This window comes from Paucibacter sp. DJ2R-2 (genome assembly GCF_025717675.1).
Classification (GTDB): domain Bacteria; phylum Pseudomonadota; class Gammaproteobacteria; order Burkholderiales; family Burkholderiaceae_C; genus Paucibacter_A.
This window is the reverse complement of the sequence record NZ_JAJIRT010000007.1, coordinates 259210-278303: the sequence shown is the minus strand read 5'-3', so window position 1 is coordinate 278303 and position 19094 is coordinate 259210. Positions and strand designations below refer to the sequence as shown.

The 19094-nt window shown below is 66.4% G+C and carries 12 protein-coding genes; 7 read left to right on the top strand and 5 right to left on the bottom strand.

Features of this window, described 5'->3' with window-relative positions; genetic code table 11:
• The first annotated feature begins 265 nt into the window (after window positions 1–265).
• The 4 genes from LNV28_RS17515 to LNV28_RS17500 are packed head-to-tail and all read left to right on the top strand — an operon-like array spanning window position 266 to window position 5934.
• The gene (locus LNV28_RS17515) at window positions 266–1792 is read left to right on the top strand and encodes a tryptophan halogenase family protein (RefSeq protein ID WP_263517623.1); all 1527 of its coding nucleotides are present in this window, start codon (window positions 266–268) and stop codon (window positions 1790–1792) included.
• A gap of 11 nt (window positions 1793–1803) precedes the next feature.
• The gene (locus LNV28_RS17510) at window positions 1804–3888 is read left to right on the top strand and encodes an alpha/beta hydrolase family protein (RefSeq protein ID WP_263517622.1); all 2085 of its coding nucleotides are present in this window, start codon (window positions 1804–1806) and stop codon (window positions 3886–3888) included.
• Between the two features lie 11 nt (window positions 3889–3899).
• Complete coding sequence (locus tag LNV28_RS17505) at window positions 3900–5291, top strand: alpha-amylase family glycosyl hydrolase (protein WP_263517621.1); 1392 nt, start codon at window positions 3900–3902, stop codon at window positions 5289–5291.
• A 37-nt stretch (window positions 5292–5328) separates the two neighbouring features.
• Window positions 5329–5934 carry a nitroreductase family protein gene (locus LNV28_RS17500; protein WP_263517620.1) on the top strand — a complete coding sequence of 202 codons (606 nt, stop codon included), beginning with the start codon at window positions 5329–5331 and terminating at the stop codon, window positions 5932–5934.
• Here LNV28_RS17500 and LNV28_RS17495 read toward each other — a convergent pair.
• From LNV28_RS17495 to LNV28_RS17475, 5 genes are read right to left on the bottom strand one after another with little or no spacing between them, the layout of a single operon-like run.
• Window positions 5891–8395: a glycoside hydrolase family 13 protein gene (locus tag LNV28_RS17495; RefSeq protein WP_263517619.1), complete on the bottom strand. Its 2505-nt coding sequence runs from the start codon at window positions 8393–8395 to the stop codon at window positions 5891–5893. The two genes, LNV28_RS17500 and LNV28_RS17495, sit on opposite strands and share 44 nt — an antisense overlap.
• Window positions 8395–9285 carry a maltose ABC transporter permease MalG gene (malG, locus tag LNV28_RS17490; protein ID WP_102770031.1) on the bottom strand — a complete coding sequence of 297 codons (891 nt, stop codon included), beginning with the start codon at window positions 9283–9285 and terminating at the stop codon, window positions 8395–8397. Before malG ends, LNV28_RS17495 begins: the two co-directional genes overlap by 1 nt.
• Before the next feature lie 46 nt (window positions 9286–9331).
• Window positions 9332–10966 carry a maltose ABC transporter permease MalF gene (malF, locus tag LNV28_RS17485; protein ID WP_263517618.1) on the bottom strand — a complete coding sequence of 545 codons (1635 nt, stop codon included), beginning with the start codon at window positions 10964–10966 and terminating at the stop codon, window positions 9332–9334.
• 8 nt (window positions 10967–10974) lie between these two features.
• Complete coding sequence (gene malE / locus LNV28_RS17480; protein ID WP_263517617.1) at window positions 10975–12177, bottom strand: maltose/maltodextrin ABC transporter substrate-binding protein MalE; 1203 nt, start codon at window positions 12175–12177, stop codon at window positions 10975–10977.
• Window positions 12174–13277 (bottom strand): ABC transporter ATP-binding protein, encoded by a 1104-nt coding sequence (locus LNV28_RS17475; RefSeq protein WP_263517616.1) that lies wholly within the window; start codon window positions 13275–13277, stop codon window positions 12174–12176. Before LNV28_RS17475 ends, malE begins: the two co-directional genes overlap by 4 nt.
• 451 nt (window positions 13278–13728) lie before the next feature.
• Between LNV28_RS17475 and LNV28_RS17470 the strand changes: the two genes are divergently transcribed.
• From LNV28_RS17470 to LNV28_RS17460, 3 genes are read left to right on the top strand one after another with little or no spacing between them, the layout of a single operon-like run.
• Window positions 13729–16212, top strand: a complete 2484-nt coding sequence (locus tag LNV28_RS17470) for a glycogen/starch/alpha-glucan phosphorylase (RefSeq protein ID WP_263517615.1) — start codon at window positions 13729–13731, stop codon at window positions 16210–16212.
• A 19-nt stretch (window positions 16213–16231) separates the two neighbouring features.
• Window positions 16232–18133 carry a 1,4-alpha-glucan branching protein GlgB gene (gene glgB / locus LNV28_RS17465; protein ID WP_263517614.1) on the top strand — a complete coding sequence of 634 codons (1902 nt, stop codon included), beginning with the start codon at window positions 16232–16234 and terminating at the stop codon, window positions 18131–18133.
• A complete protein-coding gene (locus tag LNV28_RS17460; RefSeq protein WP_263517613.1) occupies window positions 18130–19083 on the top strand; it encodes an alpha/beta hydrolase in 954 nt (317 codons plus the stop codon). The genes glgB and LNV28_RS17460 overlap by 4 nt, the downstream gene beginning before the upstream one ends.
• The last annotated feature ends 11 nt before the right edge of the window (window positions 19084–19094 follow it).

Sequence of the window (19094 nt, the reverse complement as noted above, 5' to 3'; positions counted from 1 at the left end):
CTGCGCGCTTGCCATGCCTTGTTGGCCGTCGCTCCAGGATCCTCACGTACCCCCAGTACGCTCCGGTCCTTCTGTTCCGGCCGCCTAGCCTGACAAGCGCTCGCGACGAAAGCGCTCAAGCGAAGCCATCGTGCCAGCACGATGGCTTGTTTAGGACTTGTCCCAAGCCCTGCCGACGCCTGCGTCCGCAGGGCTTGTTTTATTCTGGGGTATGGCCGCTGCAGTGCGGCCTCTCCCCAAACAGCTTTCAGCGCAGGTGCATGCCATGCAAGATCCCCATATCAAGACCATCGTTGTCGTCGGCGGTGGCACTTCGGGCTGGATGACAGCCGCGGCCCTGGCCACCACCTTGCGCGGCCGCTACCAGATCAAGTTGGTGGAATCCGATGAAATCGGCATCGTCGGCGTCGGGGAGGCCACCATCCCCATGATCCAGCGCTTCAACAAGATCGTGGGCATCGACGAGAACGAGTTCCTGAAGGCCACGCAAGGCACATTCAAGCTCGGTATCGAGTTCGTCAACTGGGGCCGCCAGGGCGACCGCTATATGCACGGCTTCGGCGTGCTCGGCCAGGACCTGTGGACGGTGCGCTTCGACCAGTACTGGCAGAAGCTGCGCGCCCAGGGCCGTGCCGCCGATCTGGGCGAGTACAGCATCACCCGCCGTGCCGCCTTGGCCAACAAATTCATGCCGCCGCGCTTCGATGTGGCCAATTCGCCGCTGGCCGACATCGCCTATGCCTATCACTTCGATGCCAGCCTGTATGCGCGTTACTTGCGCGGGCTGTGCGAGGCACGCGGCGTGCAGCGCATCGAGGGCAAGATCGGCCAGGTGCTGCAAAAGCAGGAGGGCCAGCGGGCCGGTGATGTCGAGGCCGTGCTGCTGGAAAACGGCCAGCGCATCGAGGGCGAGCTCTTTATCGATTGCTCGGGCTTCCGCGGCCTGCTGATCGAGCAGACGCTGCAAACCGGCTACGAGGACTGGACCCACTGGTTGCCCTGCGACCGCGCCCTGGCCGTGCCCTGTGCTTCGGCGCCCCAGCTCTTGCCCTACACCCGCTCGACCGCTCACCGCGCCGGTTGGCAATGGCGCATCCCGCTGCAGCACCGCATCGGCAACGGCCATGTCTACAGCAGCGCCCACATCAGCGACGACGAGGCCGCCAGCACCTTGCTGGCCAATCTCGACGGCCCGGCCCTGGCTGAGCCGCGCCAGATCAAGTTCAACACCGGCATGCGCCGCAAGGCCTGGAACCGCAATGTCGTGGCCATCGGCCTGTCCAGCGGCTTCATGGAACCCTTGGAATCGACCAGCATCCACCTGATCCAGTCGGCCGTGGCCCAGCTGATCGAGTTCTTCCCCGACCAAGGCTTCAATCCCACCGAGATCGACGAGTACAACCGCCGCAGCCGTTTCGACTACGAGCGCATCCGCGACTTCATCATCCTGCACTACCACCTCAACCAGCGCGACGATTCCACCTTTTGGCAGGACTGCGCCCATATGGCCATTCCGGACACGCTGCAGCACAAGCTCGATCTCTACCGCAACCGCGGCCGATTGCTGCGGGTGGACAACGAGCTGTTCTCCGAGGTGGGCTGGCTGCAGGTCATGCAGGGTCAGAACCTGGTGCCTGAGCGCTACCACCCCCTGGTCGACTTGCAAAGCATGGACGACACCGCGGCCTACCTGGAGAGCGTGCGCCAGGTGATTGGTAAATGCGTGGACGTGATGCCCGAGCACGCGGCCTACATCGCCCAGCATTGCGCAGCGCCCAAGCTTTCGATGTGATGAGGACAAGCATGCCCTTGCTGGATGAGCTGAACCCCGCGCCCGGCCTGCAGCGCCGCCAACTGCTGAGCGCCGCCGCCTTCTTGAGCCTGACCCTGCCTGTTCCGGGGCTGGCCGCAGAGGAGGCTGTGGGTTCGGTGGATGCCGCCCGCTTCATCCGCCCCGTGCAGATGACCGGCGCCGCGCTCTCGCCCGATGGCCAGCGCCTGGCCCTGCGCACGACCGGCCCGCATGGCCGCTGGATGCTCAGCGTCTTGCAACTGGACACCATGAAGCCGACCGTGGTGTACAGCAGCGAGGGCGCCGACGTCGGTCGCTTCTTGTGGGTCAACGCCGAGCGCCTGGTCTTCGATGTGCAGGACCGCGAGACCCCGGAGGGCCGGCTCGATGCCGGGCCGGGCTTGTTTGCCGTCGACCATGACGGCGGGAGATTTCGTCAGTTGGTCGAGCGCCAGCGTGTGCTCGCGCGCAATGGCAATGACAGCCAGAACCTGCAAGCCTGGAACACGTTCTTGCTGCATGGCGACACCCAGCGGCGCGGCGATGAGGTGCTGGTCGTGCGCCCCGAGGCCTTCAGCGACAAGGAGCTGGGGCATTTCAAGCTCTTACGCCTGAACACGGTGACCGGCCGCAGCACCGAGGTGGCCAGTCCGCTGCACGCGCAGAGCTGGTGGTTCGACGCGGCCGGCAATTTGCGCCTGCTGCGCACGCAGGAGACCCCGACGGTCGCAGCCGGTGAGCGCCCGCCCGCGCCGCGTGGCCGCTACCTCTGGCGCGAGGTGGGCAGCGATGCCTGGCGCCCGATCGCCGAGTTCAACCCCATCACCGGCGAAGGCGATTTCCGCGTGCGCCACCTCGGCGCCGATGGCAAGCTCTACGTCAGCGCTCGCCGTCTGGGGTCCGACAAGATGGCCTGCTGGCTGCTCGACCCGGCCACCGGCCAATGGTCAGAGGCGCCGCTGGCTCAGCATGAGCAGTTCGACATCGATGCCGAGGTGATTGCGCGTCAGGACCGTGTGCTGGGTCTGCGTTTCAACATCGACGCTGAAGTCACGCAGTGGCTGGATGCGGACATGCAGGCGCTGCAAGCCCAGGTCGACAAGGTGCTGCCTCGCACCGCCAACCGCCTGTCGGTGCCCTGGAGCGGCGACGCGCCCTGGGTCTTGATCGAAGCCTCGGCCGACATCCAGCCCACGCTCTACTTCCTCTACAACCGCCAGACCCGCAAATACACCCGCCTGGGCAGCGAGCGGCCCGATGTCGAGGCCAAGCAGATGGCCGCCATGGACCTGCACCGCCTCAAGGCGCGTGACGGCCTGGAGCTGCCCGCCTGGCTGACCCTGCCCAAGGGCAAGAGCCTGGCCGACAAGCCGCGTCTGCCCTTGGTGGTGCTGATCCACGGCGGCCCCTGGGTGCGCGGCCCGGCCTGGGTCTGGGACCCCTATGTGCAGTTTCTGGCGGCGCGTGGTTATGCCGTGCTGCAGCCTCAGTTCCGTGGCACTCAGGGCTTGGGACTCAAGCACGAGCGCGCCAGCTGGAAGCAGTGGGGCCAGGCCATGCAGGATGACATCAGTGATGCCACCCGCTGGGCCATTGAGCAGGGCGTGGCCGACCCCGCGCGCATCGCTCTGATGGGCGCCAGCTACGGCGGCTATTCGGCCCTGATGGGCCTGGTGCGCGAGCCGGCCCTGTACCGCTGCGCCGTGGCCTGGGTGGGCGTGACCGATCTGAACCTGCTCTACAGCGTCAGCTGGAGCGACACCTCGGATGCCATCAAGCAGCATGGCATGCCCTTGCTGCTGGGCGACCCGGTGAAGGACGCGGCCATGCTGCGCGCCCAGTCGCCGCTCAGCCATGCGGCGGCCATCCGCCATCCGCTCTTGCTGGCCTACGGCGAGAAAGACCGGCGCGTGCCCCTGATCCATGGCGAGGCCTTCCGCAAGGCCTTGCAGGCCGCACCCGGTCGCGCGCCCGACAGCCTGGAGTGGCAGGTCTATGCCGACGAAGGCCATGGCTGGCGTGCGCCCGCCAACGACATCGACTTCTGGAACCGCAGCGCGCGCTTTCTGGATCGCCACCTGAGTGCTTCGCCCTGAAAGGCTGTGCCATGGAATCACGCCGCACCCTGAGCCGCCGCGCTGCCCTTCAGGCGGCCTTGCCCCTGCTCACAGGCTTCACAGGCTTGACCGCCTTCACCGCTCAGGCTCAAACCAGCCTGGGCCACATTGCCATGTCTGTTTCCTCACCCGCCACCACGCTCTCTGCGTCTCAGGTCCACTTGCCCTGGACCCAGCAGGCCAGCATCTACGAAGTCAATGTGCGCCAGCACACGCCCGAGGGGACGCTCAAGGCCTTGGCGCTGGACTTGCCTCGCCTCAAGCAAATGGGCGTGGACATCCTTTGGCTGATGCCGCTTCAGCCCATCGGCAAGAAGGAACGCAAGGGCGGCCTGGGCAGCTATTACTCGATCCGTGACTACACCGCCGTCAACCCCGAGTTCGGCACGCTGGACGATGCGCGCATGCTGGTCAAGCAAGCCCATGCCCTGGGGCTGAAAGTCATCCTGGACTGGGTGGCCAACCACACGGCCTGGGATCACCCCTGGGCCAGCGCCCACAAGGATTGGTACAAGCTCGATGCCCGCGGCGAGCTTTTTCCGGTGACCTTCACCGAAGGACCCGAGCCCGAATACTGGACCGATGTGATCGCCCTCAACTACGACAAGCCCGAGTTGCGCCGCGCCATGATCGCTGCCATGAAGTTCTGGGTGCGCGAGATCGGTCTGGACGGCTTCCGCTGCGATGTGGCCAGCCTGGTGCCCACTGACTTCTGGGAACGCGCCCGCGCCGAGCTCGATGCCCTCAAGCCCATGTTCATGCTGGCCGAGTCGGACAAGGTCGACCTGCATGCCAAGGCTTTTGACATGACCTACGGTTGGGACCTGGCCCATCTGATGCGCGACATTGCCCAGGGCAAGGCCGATGCCGAGGCCTTGCGCGCCTGGGTGCGCCAGCAGGCCGGGCCGCAAGCGCCGTACCCCGCGCATGCCTACCGCATGCGTTTCACCAACAACCACGACTTCAACTCCTGGCACGGCACCGACCGTGAACTCTACGGCCCGGCCTTCGAGGCCATGGCCGTACTCAGCTTCACCTTGCCGGGCATGCCCCTGGTCTACAGCGGCCAGGAAGCCGCGCTCGACAAGCGCCTGGCCTTTTTTGAGAAAGACCCGATCGATTGGAAGACGCGCGAGCTGCAAGGCTTTTACAGCGAGCTTTTGACCCTCAAGAAGCGCCTGCCGGCCCTGGCCAACGGCCAGTACGGCGCGTCGGTCGAGCTGCTGGACGTGGCCAATCCGCAGGTCTTTGCCTTCCGTCGTCAGACCCAGGGGCAGGGCGTGACGGTGCTGGCCAATCTGACCCCGGCCGCGCAGCGCTATCGCTGGCAGGGGCAAGAGCTGGAACTGGCCGCCTGGCAGTCGCGGCTGCTCTCGCCTTGAGGCGCGGGCCAGCGCGGCGAGCCACTACATTGGCGGCATGAGCACCATCGACACACGCACCATAGCGGCCCTGGCCGGTCGCTACTCTCAAGGGCCCAAATACATGGTCGCGCCGGCGCCGAGCCGGGCGCAGTGGCAGCAGGCGGCCGATCTGGCCTTGCGGGCGCCCGACCATGGGGGCTTGCGGCCGTTTCGCTTCGTGCTGGTGTCCGATGGGCAACGCGAGCACCTGGCCGGTCTCTTCGTCAACGCCGCCCGGCGCTGGGGGCAGAGCGAGGCCGAGGAGCTGCAGCGCGCCCACGATCGCGCCTGGAACGGCCCCGGCCTGGCTGCCTTGATCGTGCGCCTGCGGGAAGGTGAGCCCGAGGTGCCTGCCCATGAGCAGCTGATCTGCGCGGGCGCTGGCCTGATGAACTTCCTCAATGCCCTGCATTTGATGGGTTATGCCGCCAAGACCTTGAGCGGCGCAGCCCTGCGCTACCCGGCGCTGCAAGCAGCCTTCTGCCAGCCCGGCGAGCAGCTGCTGGCCTGGGTGCTGGCGGGCACACCGACCAAGCCGGCGGTGGCGCGGGCTGCGGCCACCGACGGCGCGCGCGTGCTCAGTGACTGGGTGCCGCCGCCGACGACGAGGGTGGCTGGCTGATCAGCACGCGGCCCGAGCGCGCGGGCAAGCTCAGCTCCAGCACCGAGCCGTTCAGGCGATAGCCGGGCTGGCTGCCCTTGGCGGTCTGCAGCGGCGCCAGCGCCTCGCGCAGGGCGGCCTGACCTGAAAGCGCGCGCTGCAGCTGTGTGACCAGGGCGCTGGGCAAGTTCACCCGCACCCGGCGGCTCTGCGCGGCGTTGTTCATGGCTGTGAGGGCCCAGGTTTCGCCGTCCTGGCGCGCCAGCACGATGATGTTGGCATCCAGGTGCAGCGGTGCGCTGAGGCTGCCGTGACGCAGCACCGGCTCGGCATGGCGCAGGGCGGTCAGGCGCTTGAAGTCGGCCAACAGGGCCTGGTCGGGCCGGCCGCCTTCGTCGGCCCAGGGGTAGGGCGCGCGGTTGTAGGGGTCATCGCCACCGCCCAGGCCGACTTCGTCACCGTAGTAAATCGTGGGTGCGCCGGGGAAGACCATCTGGAAGAACACCGCCAAGCGCAGGCGCTGCTTGGCCAGGCTCAGGGCCTGGGCGCTGCGCTGCTGGGCGCTGGCGCCGGGCTCATCCGAATAGCCGAAGTGGTGCAGGGCGCGGGCCTGGTCGTGGCTGGAGAGCAGGTTCATCAGCGCGTAGAAGGCCTGCGGCGGGTAGGCCTCGCGCATCAGCTCGATCTGGGCGTAGAGCTTTCTCGCATCGCCGCCGGCCGCGTACTCGAGCACGGCATTGCGGAAGATGTAGTTCATCGTCGAATCGAACATATCGCCGAGGAAATACTTGCTGGCATCGAACCAGGTCTCGGCCACGGTCAGCGCATCGGGCCGCGTCGCTTTCACCACCTGGCGCCATTCGCGCCAGAAATCGTCGGGCACCCAGGGCGCCACATCCATGCGCCAGCCGGCGGCGCCGAAGTCCAGCCATTGCCGGGTCACCGAATCGGGCGCGCGGTAGGCGAAGTCGCGGAAGGCGGGCGAGTTCTTGTCCAGCTCGGGCAGATCTTTCACCCCCGTCCAGCCCTGGTACTGATCCTCGGGCTTGGCCTGGCTGGGGTCGAGCTTGAACCAGCTGGCGTAGATCGAGTCGGGGTTGAGCCGGCCGCCGTCGAAGGCGCCGCCGGGCTTGAAGTTGTTGAAGCGGTTGAAGTAAGGCGAGTCGCTGCCGACGTGGTTGAGCGAGGTGTCCGGGATGACGCGGATGCCGCGCTTGGCGGCCTCCAAGGTCAGGCGCTTGAAGTCATCGTTGCTGCCGAAGGCCGGGTCGATCTGCTTGTAGTCGCCGGTGTCGTACTTGTGGTTGCTGGCCGCGCGGAAGACCGGCGTCATGTAGATCGTGTTGGCACCGAGCTCGCGGATGTAGTCGAGCTTTTCGATGATGCCGGCCAGGTCGCCGCCGAAGAAATCGTTGTTGTAGACGCCGTCCGAACCGTCGCCGCTGCCCGGTTTGTAGGGCCTCTCCAGCCAGCGGCTGTGGCGCTCCACGCCTTGGTTTTGGTAGTGCTCGCGGCCTGGCTGCGGGTCGTTGCTGCGGTCGCCGTTGCGGAAGCGCTCGGGGAAGATGGAGTAGTAGACGATGTCGCGCGCCCAGTCGGGCACTTTGAAGTCAGTGGCGTAGACGGTCTGGCGGTAGCGGCGGATCTGGCGCGGGTTCTCGGGCAAGGGGTCCACGCTGCCGGCGCCCATGCTGCCTTTTTCGCGAGTCCAGAACACCGGGTCGCGGTTGTTGTGGAACACATAGCGCTTGCCGGCGATCTCCACTTCGAAGTGGTAGCCGTAGATGGCCGGCTCCGCGAGCATCACCGTGCAGCTCCAGCGCTCTCGGCCCGCTTCGGTTCCGCCGTCCTTTTGCAGAGGCAGGCGTTGCACCTCGCTGTACTCGAGCACCTCCTGATTGCCCTCCAGCCGCCGCTTGGCGACCACGAGGCTGGCGCGCTGCACGCCGGGCAGGGCGTTCAGACTCAGGCGCAGCGGCGTGCCGGGCGTGACGGCGCCAAACGGTGCTTTGTGCTGCAGATCGCGCGAATCAAAGCGCAGGCTCAGGGCCACCGGGTCTGTGACGCTGGGCGCGCTGCGGAGCTGGGGTGGCTTGCCGGCAAAGGGCTGGATGGCCAAGCTTGCGCTTTTGTCCGTCAAGCGCAGCACCAGCTTGTGCATGCCGCCCTTGAAGCGCTGGTTCAGCGACGGGCCTTTGAGCTGCAGCTGACGGGCCTGGCCGCCGAAGTCGGCGTCGGCCGACCAGTCTTCGTCGGCGATCTTGAAACTCTGCTCGCCCTGCAGCTTCAGGTAGAGCTCATAACGGTCACAGACATAGACCAAGCGATGGGCGTCGCTCGCGCTCCAGTTGTTGAAGCTGCCGCGCAGGAACAGCTCGCGTGTGCCCAGGGGGCTGGGTGTGCAGCTTGGGCTGGCTTGGGCCGGGCTGTGGATCAGAGGCAGGGCGAGCAGGGCAGCCAGCAGCATCAGCGCGCCACGCATCACCCTTTCACCCCACCGGCCGTCAGGCCCGAGACGATCCAGCGCTGGGCCAGCAGGAAGACTGCGGTGATGGGCAGGCCCGAGAGCACGGCCGCGGCGGCGAAATCGCCCCAGAGGAAGCGCTGGTCATGCAGAAAGTATTTGGAGCCCACGGCCAGGGTCAGATTGCCCTCTTCGCGCAGCAGCACCGAGGCGACCGGGTACTCGATGATGGTGCCGATGAAGGCCAGCACAAAGACCACCATCAGGATGGGCAGGGCCATGGGCAGCAGCACCATGCGGAAGGCCTGCCAGTGCGTGGCACCGTCGACCTTGGCGCATTCCTCGATCTCAACCGGGATGGTTTCGAAATAGCCCTTGATGGTCCAGATGTGGGTGGCCACGCCGCCCAGGTAGGCCAGCACCAGGCCGCCGTGGGTCTCCAGGCCCAGGGCCGGCACGAAGTTGCCCAGGGTTTCAAAGATCGCGTAGATCGCCACAAGGGCCAGCACCGGCGGGAACATCTGCAGCAGCAGCATGCTGTTGAGAATGGGCGTTTTGAAACGGAACTGCAGGCGCGCAAAACCAAAGGCCGCCGTGGTGGAAATCGCCACGATCAGAAAGGCCGAGATGGTCGCCACCTTGACCGAGTTCCACAGCCAGGTCAGCACCGGGAAAGGCGGCTGCACCAGGCTGCCATCGGCCGCCTGGTAGGGTATGCCCAGCGCCAGCTTCCAGTGCTCCAGGCTGATCTCGCTGGGGATCAGCTGGCCGGTTGCGAAATTGCCCGGGCGCAGCGAGATGCTGACGATGGCCAGCAGCGGGAACAGGGTCAGGGCCAGAAAGACCCACATCAGCCCATGCGCGGCCCAGACCTGCCAGCGCGCCTTTTTGCCTCGAACGATGGCCATCAGCGGCTCCCCGAAACGACAGGTGTGTTCGTCATCATCATGATCATCATGAATTGGCTTTGCGCATCAGGCGCAGATTGATCAGGGACATGGCCGCCACCAGGAAGAAGATCAGGGTGGAGATGGCTGCGGCCAGGCCGAAGTCCGAGCCTGAGTCCTTGAAGGCGATGCGATAGGTGTAGGACACCAGGATGTCGGTCTGCCCGGCCGGGATCTTGGTCGAGAGGAAATCGGGCCGTCCGTCCGTCAAGAGCGCGATCAGCACGAAGTTGTTGAAGTTGAAGGCAAAGGCGCTGACCAGCAGGGGCGCCAGCGGCTTGATGACCAGGGGCGCGGTAATCTTGAAGAAATTGGTCAGCGGGCCGGCGCCGGCAATCGCCGAGGCTTCGTACAGGTCGGCGGGGATGCTCTTCAGCAGGCCGGCGCAGAGAATCATGATGTAGGGGTAGCCCAGCCAAACGTTGACGATCAGCAGCATCACCTTGGCCAGCAGCGGGTCGGCAAACCAGGCCGGCTTGATGCCGAAGAGGGCGTCGAGGATGGCGTTGATCTCGCCGAAGTTCTGGTTGAACAAACCCTTGAACACCAGGATGGAGATGAAGCCCGGCACCGCGTAGGGCAGGAAGAGCAGGGTGCGGTAGGTGCCGCGGAACTTGAGGTCGTCCCAGTTCAGCAGCACGGCCAGCAACATGCCGATGGCGGTGGCGCAGAGCACGGTCAGGGCCGAGAACAAGACGGTCCAGCTGAAGATGGCGAGGAAAGGCCCGCGGAACTCCGCGTCCATCACCATGCGGGTGTAGTTGCGCCAGCCCACCACGACCTTGAATCCGGGTTGCTGCACCTCGCCGGCGGCGCTTTCGAAATAGCCGGTTTGCAGATTGGGGCTGAAGCGGGTCTGGTCGGCCAGGCGCAGCAGGCTGCCGTCGTCCTGAGCCTGCCAATGGCGGCTGATGGCGCCGAACTCGCGCAGGCCCAGATAACGCAGCTCCTGCGCGGCGCCGGGCAGGCGCAGCTTGAGCTGCATCAGCGCCTCGCGGTGCTCGATCAGCTCCCGCAGGGGCAGGGCTTGCTGCAGCGGTGCGGTCAGGGGTTGCTGGGCGGACTGCGCGGGCAGCATGTCCACGCTCAGTTCCTGGCGGGTGGTCTTCAGGGCCAGGGCCGGCGAAACCCAGCTCGGGCTGCCGTCCTCGGCGCGCAGCACCAGGCGGAACTCCGGCCCATCGGCATGCAGGGTGAAGCCCTGGGTCTGGCCGGCCACCGCCTCGTGCTGATCGAGCAGGTACTCACGCACCCGCTCCTGGCTCAGCAAATGGGCCGAGGAGTAGTTGGTGAAGCCGATCTGCGCCGTGTACACCAGGGGGAAGGCGATGAAGATCAGCATGCCGGCAATGCCGGGGAAGAGGTAGCGCAGGGCAAAGGCCGCCTGGCTGATGTAGATGTAGAACACCAGGACGAAGAAGCCCAGGGCGCCCAGGGCCAGCCAGGTCTGGCCGGCGGCATGCATCAGGAACACCAGGTAGAGCGAGGCCAGGCCGGCCGCGCCGGTCAGCGGCCAGCGCAGGCGCTGGGCCAGGCGTTCCAGGCGGCTGGGCGGCAGCTGGGTGTAAACGCCGCGACCCAGCGGCAAGGCCGTGTGGGGTGACGATGGGTCCGGAGTCGGGAGGCTGGCGGGCATGTTCATGGACGGACTCATTTGTTCAGCAACATGCGGCCCGCGGCGCCGTCGAGGGCGTCCTTGGGCGACTGCAGGCCATTGGTGATGGCTTCCAGTGCGGCGTCCATGGCGGTCCAGAAGCGGCCGACTTCGGGGATGTTGGGGATGGCTTCGCCGAGGCGGGCGTTCTCCATGCTGGCGCGGATCAGCGGGTTGACCGCCAGTTCCGCATAAAAGGCCTTGTTGGCCGGCACGCCGATGGGCACGTCGGCATCGAGCACCTTGAGCGCCTCGGGCCGCATCAGGTGGTTTTCGATGAACTCGCGCGCCAGGTCTTTCTGACGCGAGGGCGCGGCAATCATGCAGCCCAGCACGCCGACAAAGGGCTTGGAATACTGGCCGGCCTTCACGCCGGGAATCGGCGCCACGCCGAAATCGATCTTGGCCCGGCGCGCGTTGTCCCAGGCCCAGGGGCCGGAGATCATCATGGCCACCTCGCCGCGGGCGAAGCCGCTTTCCATCTCGGCGTAGCGGGCGCCCTTGGGCATCTGGCCATCGCGCAGCAGGCGGGCAATCATCTCGGCGCCGGCCAGGGCGCCGGCATTGTTGACGCCGACCTGGCTGCTGTCGAACTCGCCCTTGGCATCGCGGGCAAAGATTTGCCCGCCTGCGCCGGCCAGCAGCGACCAGCTGAAGAAGCTCTTGTTGTAGTCCCAGAGGATGGCGTGCTTGCGGCCGCCGGACTCGGCCTGCAGGCGCTTGTCCAGGGCGATCACCTCGTCGAAAGTCTTGGGCGGTGTCGGCACCAGGGCCTTGTTGTAGATCAGGCCGGTGGTTTCGATGGCGATGGGGTAACCCCAGAGCTTGCCCTGGTAGGCGAAGGCCTTCCAGGCGCTGTCTTCCACCTCGTCGTAGAGCTTTTTGCCCGGGCGCAGCGGAGTCAGCAGGCCCGATTTGGCCCATTCACCGACCCGGTCATGCGGCCAGCAAAACACATCAGGGCCTTTGCCGGCGCCGGCGGCTTGCTGGAACTTGTCGGTGGCGTCCACCGGGTGCTCGACCACAACTTTGACGCCGGAGGCCTTCTCGAAGGCATCGCCGACTTTTTGCAGGCCGTTGTAGGCCTTGTCGCCATTGATCCAGACCAGCAGCTTGTGGTTTTTGGCCGCCAGGGCGGGCTGGGCGGCCAGCAGGGCCGTGGCCAGCAGCAAGAGTTTCGGGGCACGCGTGCTGCTCATGTCGGCGATCCGCTCAGGCGTTGGAAGGCCTGGCCCTGGGCATCGAAGAGATAGCAGGCCTCGGGCGGCAGGCCCAGGCGGATGTCCTGGCCCGATTTGATGCGGGTGCGTCCGTCGAATTCACAGGTCAGCGCGTCCTCGACACCAGGGTAGGCGCAGTAGGCATGGGTGGCGCTGCCCAGCGACTCGACAAAGGTGACGGTGGACTGGATCGCGTTGTCCTCAGCGCCGACCACAAAGTGCTCAGGCCGCAGGCCCAGGGTCATCTTATCGCCGGCTTGGGCGCGGGAGGCGTCGACGGTGGCGCGGATTTGGGTGCCGCTGGCGAGGCGGACCAGGGCTTCTGAACTGGTCCCCCGGACCAGTTCAGCCTCCAGGAAATTCATCTTGGGGGAGCCGATGAAGCCGGCGACGAAGAGATTGCGCGGGTGTTCGTAAAGCTCCAGCGGCGTGCCCACCTGTTCGATCTTGCCGGCCGAGAGCACGACGATGCGGTCGGCCAGGGTCATGGCCTCCACCTGGTCGTGGGTCACGTAGACCATGGTGGTCTTGAGGTCCTCATGCAGCTTGGCGAACTCGTAGCGCATGCGCACGCGCAGGGCCGCGTCGAGGTTGGACAGAGGTTCGTCGAACAAGAACACCTCGGGCTTGCGCACGATGGCGCGGCCGATGGCCACGCGCTGGCGTTGGCCGCCGCTCAAGTCCTTGGGCTTGCGGTCCAGAAGGTGCTCGATGTGCAGGATGCGCGCGGCGTTCTTGACGGCTGCGTCGATCTCGGCCGGCGGCACCTTGGCCAGCTTGAGGCCGAAGGCCATGTTGTCGTAGAGATTCATATGCGGGTAGAGCGCATAACTCTGGAACACCATGGCAATGCCGCGCTCGGCCGGCGGCACCTCGTTGACCAAGCGGCCACCGATGCGCAGCTCGCCGCCTGTGATCTCTTCCAGGCCGGCGATGGTGCGCAGCAGGGTCGATTTGCCGCAACCCGAGGGGCCGACAAAGACCATGAATTCGCCGTCGCGGATCTCCAGATCAATGCCGTGCAGGATCTTGATGCTGCCGTAGGCCTTGCTCACGCCGCTGAGTTGAACGTCCGCCACTTGCTGTCTCCAGGGCGCGGCGAGGTGGCCGCGCTTGTATGTCTTCTGCTTGTGTGTTCCTGGCTGGCAAAAGCTTGCCGCCCCAGGCTTGATTTGTAGACAATATACAGCTTCAAAACTTCTTGAACAACAGCGGTAACCCGATTGAATCAAGATCAAAACAAGTAAAATCAACGACTTGCATAGATCATCGGGATAACCCGATGTAGTGAAACTACACAAAACTACGAGCGTCGGCGATACTTTTGTCAGCGCTACATCGGCCGCACATCGCGGCCTGCGATGTGGCTTGCTTGCATTCTTGCCCTGCCGCCTCTGTGGCGCACTGATGAACACCCGAACACCCATTAGGCCGCGGACTTCGTTTGCGTCCTTTCAACCGATCGCCGTCATGCCTCAGCCCACCACCCTTGTTTCACCCTCGCTGACCTCGCTTGCGAAAGCCGTGCCCATGAACGACTCTGCCTCCAGCGCCCTGACTTCCTCTGCCACCCCCGAGCTGCGCGCCGCCTTTGCCGCCGCCTACCGGGAGGAGCAGCGCCAGAACCTGGGCCAAAGCTCCGCCTCCCTGGCCTTGCGTGCTGCGGCCTCGGCCTGCCGCCAGGTCTTGGCCGAGCGCTGGGCGCAGACTCAAGCGCAGGATGCGCAACGCCCGGTCGGTGGCGAGGCCGTGCGCCGCGTGCACTACCTGTCCATGGAGTTCCTGATGGGCCGGGCGCTGAGCAATGCCCTGGCCGCCCTGGGCCTGCAGGGCGATCTGCAAGCGCTGCTGGCCGCCGAGGGCCTGAGCCTGGGCGAGGTCCTGGAGCGCGAGCCCGATGCGGCGCTCGGCAATGGCGGCCTGGGCCGCCTGGCCGCCTGCTTTCTTGATTCCTTTGCCGAGCTGAGTCTGCCGTCTTTTGGCTACGGCCTGCGTTACCAGTACGGCATGTTTGCCCAGGCCATCCAGGACGGCCGCCAGGTCGAGGCGCCGGACGATTGGATGCGCCTCGGCGCACCCTGGGAAGTCCGCCGCGAGCAGATCCGCTACACGGTCGGTTTCGGTGGCCGTGTCGAACTGGACGCCGGTGGTGGCGGTGAAACCCGACGCCGCTGGCTGCCGGCCGAGCAGCTGGAGGCCCAGGCCTTTGACTTCATCGTGCCGGCCCATCACAGCGAGCGCGTCTCCACCCTGCGCCAGTGGCAGGCCAGCGCCGTGGCGCCGATCGACTTCAAGGCCTTCTGCCAGGGTGACTACGCCGCGGCCGCGCGCCACCGTGTCGCCGCCGATGCCCTGAACTGGGTGCTCTACCCGGACGACAGCAGCGAGGCCGGCCGCGAGCTGCGCCTCAAGCAAGAGGCCTTCCTGGTCAGCGCCTCCTTGCAGGACTTGCTGGCCCGCCATCTGGCCGAAGGCGCGCCTCTGCATGAGCTGGGCCGCCGCAATGCCATCCATCTGAACGACACCCATCCCGCGCTGGCGCCGGCCGAGCTGATGCGCCTGCTGCTGGACGAGCAGGGCCTGGGCTGGGACGAGGCCTGGGCCATCACCCGCCAGGCGGTCTCCTACACCAACCACACCTTGATGCCCGAGGCGCTGGAGACCTGGCCGGTGCGCATGTTCGAGGCCTTGCTGCCGCGCCACCTCGAGATCATTTACGAGATCAACCACCGCTTCCTGAGCGAGCTGCGCCAGCGCTTCCCAGGCGACGAGGCCTTGCTGGCGCGCGTCTCGCTGATCGACGAAGGCAGCCCCTTCGGCGGCGAGCGCCGCGTGCGCATGGCGGCCCTGTCCATCGTTGCTTCGCACCGCGTCAACGGCGTGGCGGCCCTGCATTCCGAGCTGATGGTGCAGACCATTTTTGCGGACTACGCGGCCATCTTCCCCGAGCGTTTCCACAACGTCACCAACGGCGTCACACCGCGCCGCTGGCTGCAGCAGGCCAACCCGGCGCTGTCTAGCCTCATCGATGGTCGCATCGGCACCGCCTGGCGCCAGGACCTGGCGGGCCTGGCGCAGCTGAAGCCGGCCGCCGATGACGCCGAATTCGGCCGTCAGTTCATGGCCGTCAAGCGCGCCAACAAGCAGCGCCTGGCTGAGCGGGTGCGCGCGGAGCTGGGCCTGGTGATCAACCCGGACAGCCTCTTCGATGTGCAGATCAAGCGCATCCACGAGTACAAGCGCCAGCTGCTCAACATCCTGCATGTGATCGCGCGCTACCAGGCCATCATCGCCAACCCGCAAGCCAACTGGACCCCGCGCACGGTGCTGATCGCCGGCAAGGCCGCCTCCGCCTATGTGGCGGCCAAATCCATCATTCAGCTGGCCCATGATGTCGGCCGCGTGGTCAACAGCGACCCACGTGTGGGCGACAAGCTCAAGCTCGTCTTCCTGCCCAATTACGGCGTTTCAGTGGCCGAGACCATCATCCCGGCGGCCGATTTGTCCGAGCAGACTTCCACCGCCGGTACCGAGGCCTCGGGTACCGGCAATATGAAGTTCGCCCTCAACGGCGCGCTGACCATCGGCACCTGGGACGGCGCCAATATCGAGATGGCCGAGGCCTTCGGCCCCGAGAACATGTTCTGCTTCGGCCTGCGCACCGAAGCCGTGGCGCAGATGAAGGCCCTGGGCTACGACCCGCGCCTTTTCGTCGAAGAAAACCGCCAGCTGGCCCAGGTGATGGAGGCCATCTCCAGCGGTGCCTTCAGCGGCGGTGACCGCGAGCGCTACCGCGCCCTGGTCGACAGCCTGCTGGGCCGCGATGTCTACATGCTGATGGCCGACTTCAAGGACTATGTGGCCACCCAGGCCCGTGTCGACGCCTTGTTCGCCCAGCCCGAGGCCTGGGCCCGCCAGGCGGTGCTCAATGTGGCCGGCATGGGCTGGTTCTCGGCCGACCGCACGATCACCGAGTACGTGGATCGCGTCTGGTCGGTCAAGAGCTTGGGCTGAACCGCTACAGCGCTTGGCCATGGCACTGATCTCCGCGCAAGACCTGGCCCTGCTGGCCCGCGGTGAACACCCGCGGCCGCAGGAGTTGTTGGGTGCCCATGCCGGGCGCCTGGGTCGCAAGCATGGTGTGCGCTTTGCCGTCTGGGCGCCCAATGCCAGCCGGGTCAGCGTGGTCGGCAGTTTCAATGGCTGGGACGGCGAGGCCGATCCCCTCGTCAAGGACGAGGCCTCGGGCGTGTGGCAAGGTTTCGCCACGGCCGCGCGCGTGGGCGATCTCTACAAATTCGAGATTCATGACCGCGCGGGGCAACTGCTGCCGCTGAAGGCCGACCCCTTCGCGCGTGCGGCCGAGCTGCGCCCGGCCACGGCCAGCATCGTGGTGCCGGCTTTGCCGGTGCTCAAGACCCGGCCGCGCCTGAGCCCGGAGCGCGCGATGGCCAATGCGCGGCAGTCGCCGGTGGCCATCTACGAGGTCCATGCCGCCTCCTGGCGCCGGGGTACTGGGGCCTTCCCGAGCTGGGACGAGCTGGCCGAGCAGCTGCCGGCCTATGCCGCTGGTCTGGGTTTCACCCACATCGAGCTGATGCCCATCAGCGAGCATCCTTTCGATGGCAGCTGGGGCTACCAGACCCTGGGCCTGTTCGCGCCCAGCGCGCGCTTTGGCCCACCCGAGGGCTTCGCCCGTTTTGTCGAGGCCTGCCATGCGCAGGGTCTCGGCCTGCTGCTCGATTGGGTGCCGGCGCATTTCCCCATGGACCCGCATGGCCTGGCGCAGTTCGACGGCACGGCGCTGTTTGAATACGCCGACCCGCGCGAAGGTTTCCACCGCGACTGGAACACCGCCATCTACAACTTTGGCCGCTACGAGGTGCGCCAGTTCCTGGCCGGCAATGCGCTCTACTGGATGGAGCGCTGCGGCGTGGACGGCCTGCGTGTCGATGCGGTGGCCTCCATGCTCTACCGCGACTACTCCCGCCCGGCGGGCGAGTGGCTGCCCAATGTGGACGGCGGGCGCGAGAACCTGGAGGCCATCAGCCTGTTCAAGCGCATCAACGAGCTGCTCGGCCAGGAGGCGCCCGGCGCCATCACCGTGGCCGAGGAGTCGACCAGTTTTCCCGGGGTCAGCGCACCGACCTATGCCGGCGGCTTGGGCTTTCACTACAAATGGAATATGGGTTGGATGAACGATTGCCTGCGCTATATGCAGGAAGATCCCATCCACCGCCGCTGGCACCACGACAAGCTGACCTTCGGCCTGGTCTACGCTTTCAGCGAGAACTTTGTGCTGCCGATCTCGCACGACGAGGTGGTGCATGGCAAGGGCTCGATGTTGGGCAAGATGCCCGGCGACGCCTGGCAGAAGTTCGCCAATCTGCGCGCCTTCTACGGCTTCATGTGGGGCCATCCCGGCAAGAAGCTGCTCTTCATGGGCCAGGAGTTCGCTCAAGCTAGCGAGTGGAACCATGACGCCGAGTTGCCTTGGCATCTCCTGGCCGATGCGCAGGGCCACCACGCCGGCATGCAGCGCCTGGTGCGCGACCTGAACCTGCTCTACCGCCGCGAGCCGGCCCTGCACCGCCTGGACTGCGAGGCCCGTGGTTTCGAGTGGTTGCAGGCCGAGGACCGCGAGCACTCGGTGCTGGCCTGGGCGCGGCATGATGAAAGTGAAGAGGGCGAGCGCCGCACGGTGCTGGTGGTCTGCAACTTCACGCCGGTGCCGCGGCCCGGTTATCGCCTGCCGCTGCCGCCGGCGCTTGCCACAGGTGGCACGTGGCGCGAACTGCTCAACACCGATTCCGCCCACTACGGCGGCAGCAATCTGGGCAATCTCGATGCCGGCTTGCAGGCCGAGGCCGATGGCAGCCTGGTGCTGACCTTGCCGCCGCTGTCGGTCCTGTTCCTGGGGCAGGAGAAGTCATGACGCTGGGTTTGAATCGACGCGAGGCCATGATGATGACGGGTGCAGTCTTGAGCGGCGCGGTGTTGCCGTCTGCCGCGTCGGCAGAGCCGACCGAGGCAGCCCCTGCGGCGCAGGTGCAGCTGGGCCGGCTGGAGCGCTGGGCGCCGTTCCCCTCGCGGGCCGTGCCGCCGCGCCCGGTCGAAGTCTGGCTGCCGCCCGGCTACGACGGCCGCCGCCCGCATGCGGTGCTGTATGTGCACGACGGCCAGATGCTGTTCGACCCGCGCAGCACCTGGAACGGCCAGGCCTGGAAGGTGGACCAGGTGGCCGCGCCCCTGATCGCCGCTGGCCTGCTGCGTGACTTCATCGTCGTCGGCATCTGGAACCGGCCCGATTTTCGCCACGCCGAGTTCTTTCCGCAGGCCTACGACCACGCCTTGCAGGACTCGCCCACGGCCCAGCGCTACCGCGCCGAGCGCATCAAGCATCCGGTGATGTCGGATGCGTACTTGCGTTTCATCGTCGAGGAACTCAAGCCCGCCGTGGATGCGAGTTATGCCACCGCGCCCGACCGCGATTCCACCTTTCTGATGGGCTCCAGCATGGGCGGCATGATCAGCGTCTACGGTCTGTGCGAATACCCCCAGGTCTTTGGCGCCGCGGCGGCGCTGAGCACGCACTGGATCGGCAGCTTCGAGCGCAACCGCGAGATCCCCGCAGCCGCGCTGGCCTATCTGCGCCGCAAGCTGCCGCCACCGGGCCAGCTGCGCTTGTACATGGACCGCGGCACGGCGGATCTGGATGCGCAGTACGACGATGCGCAAGCCCAGGTCGATGCGCTGATGGCCGAGCTGGGCCACCGCGCCCCGCAGCTGCAGTCGCGGGTGTTTGAAGGCCAAGGCCACAAGGAGCTGGCCTGGTCCGCCCGCCTGGCCCAGCCCCTGAGTTTTCTACTGGGCGCCAGCGCCTGAGCGTGACAACG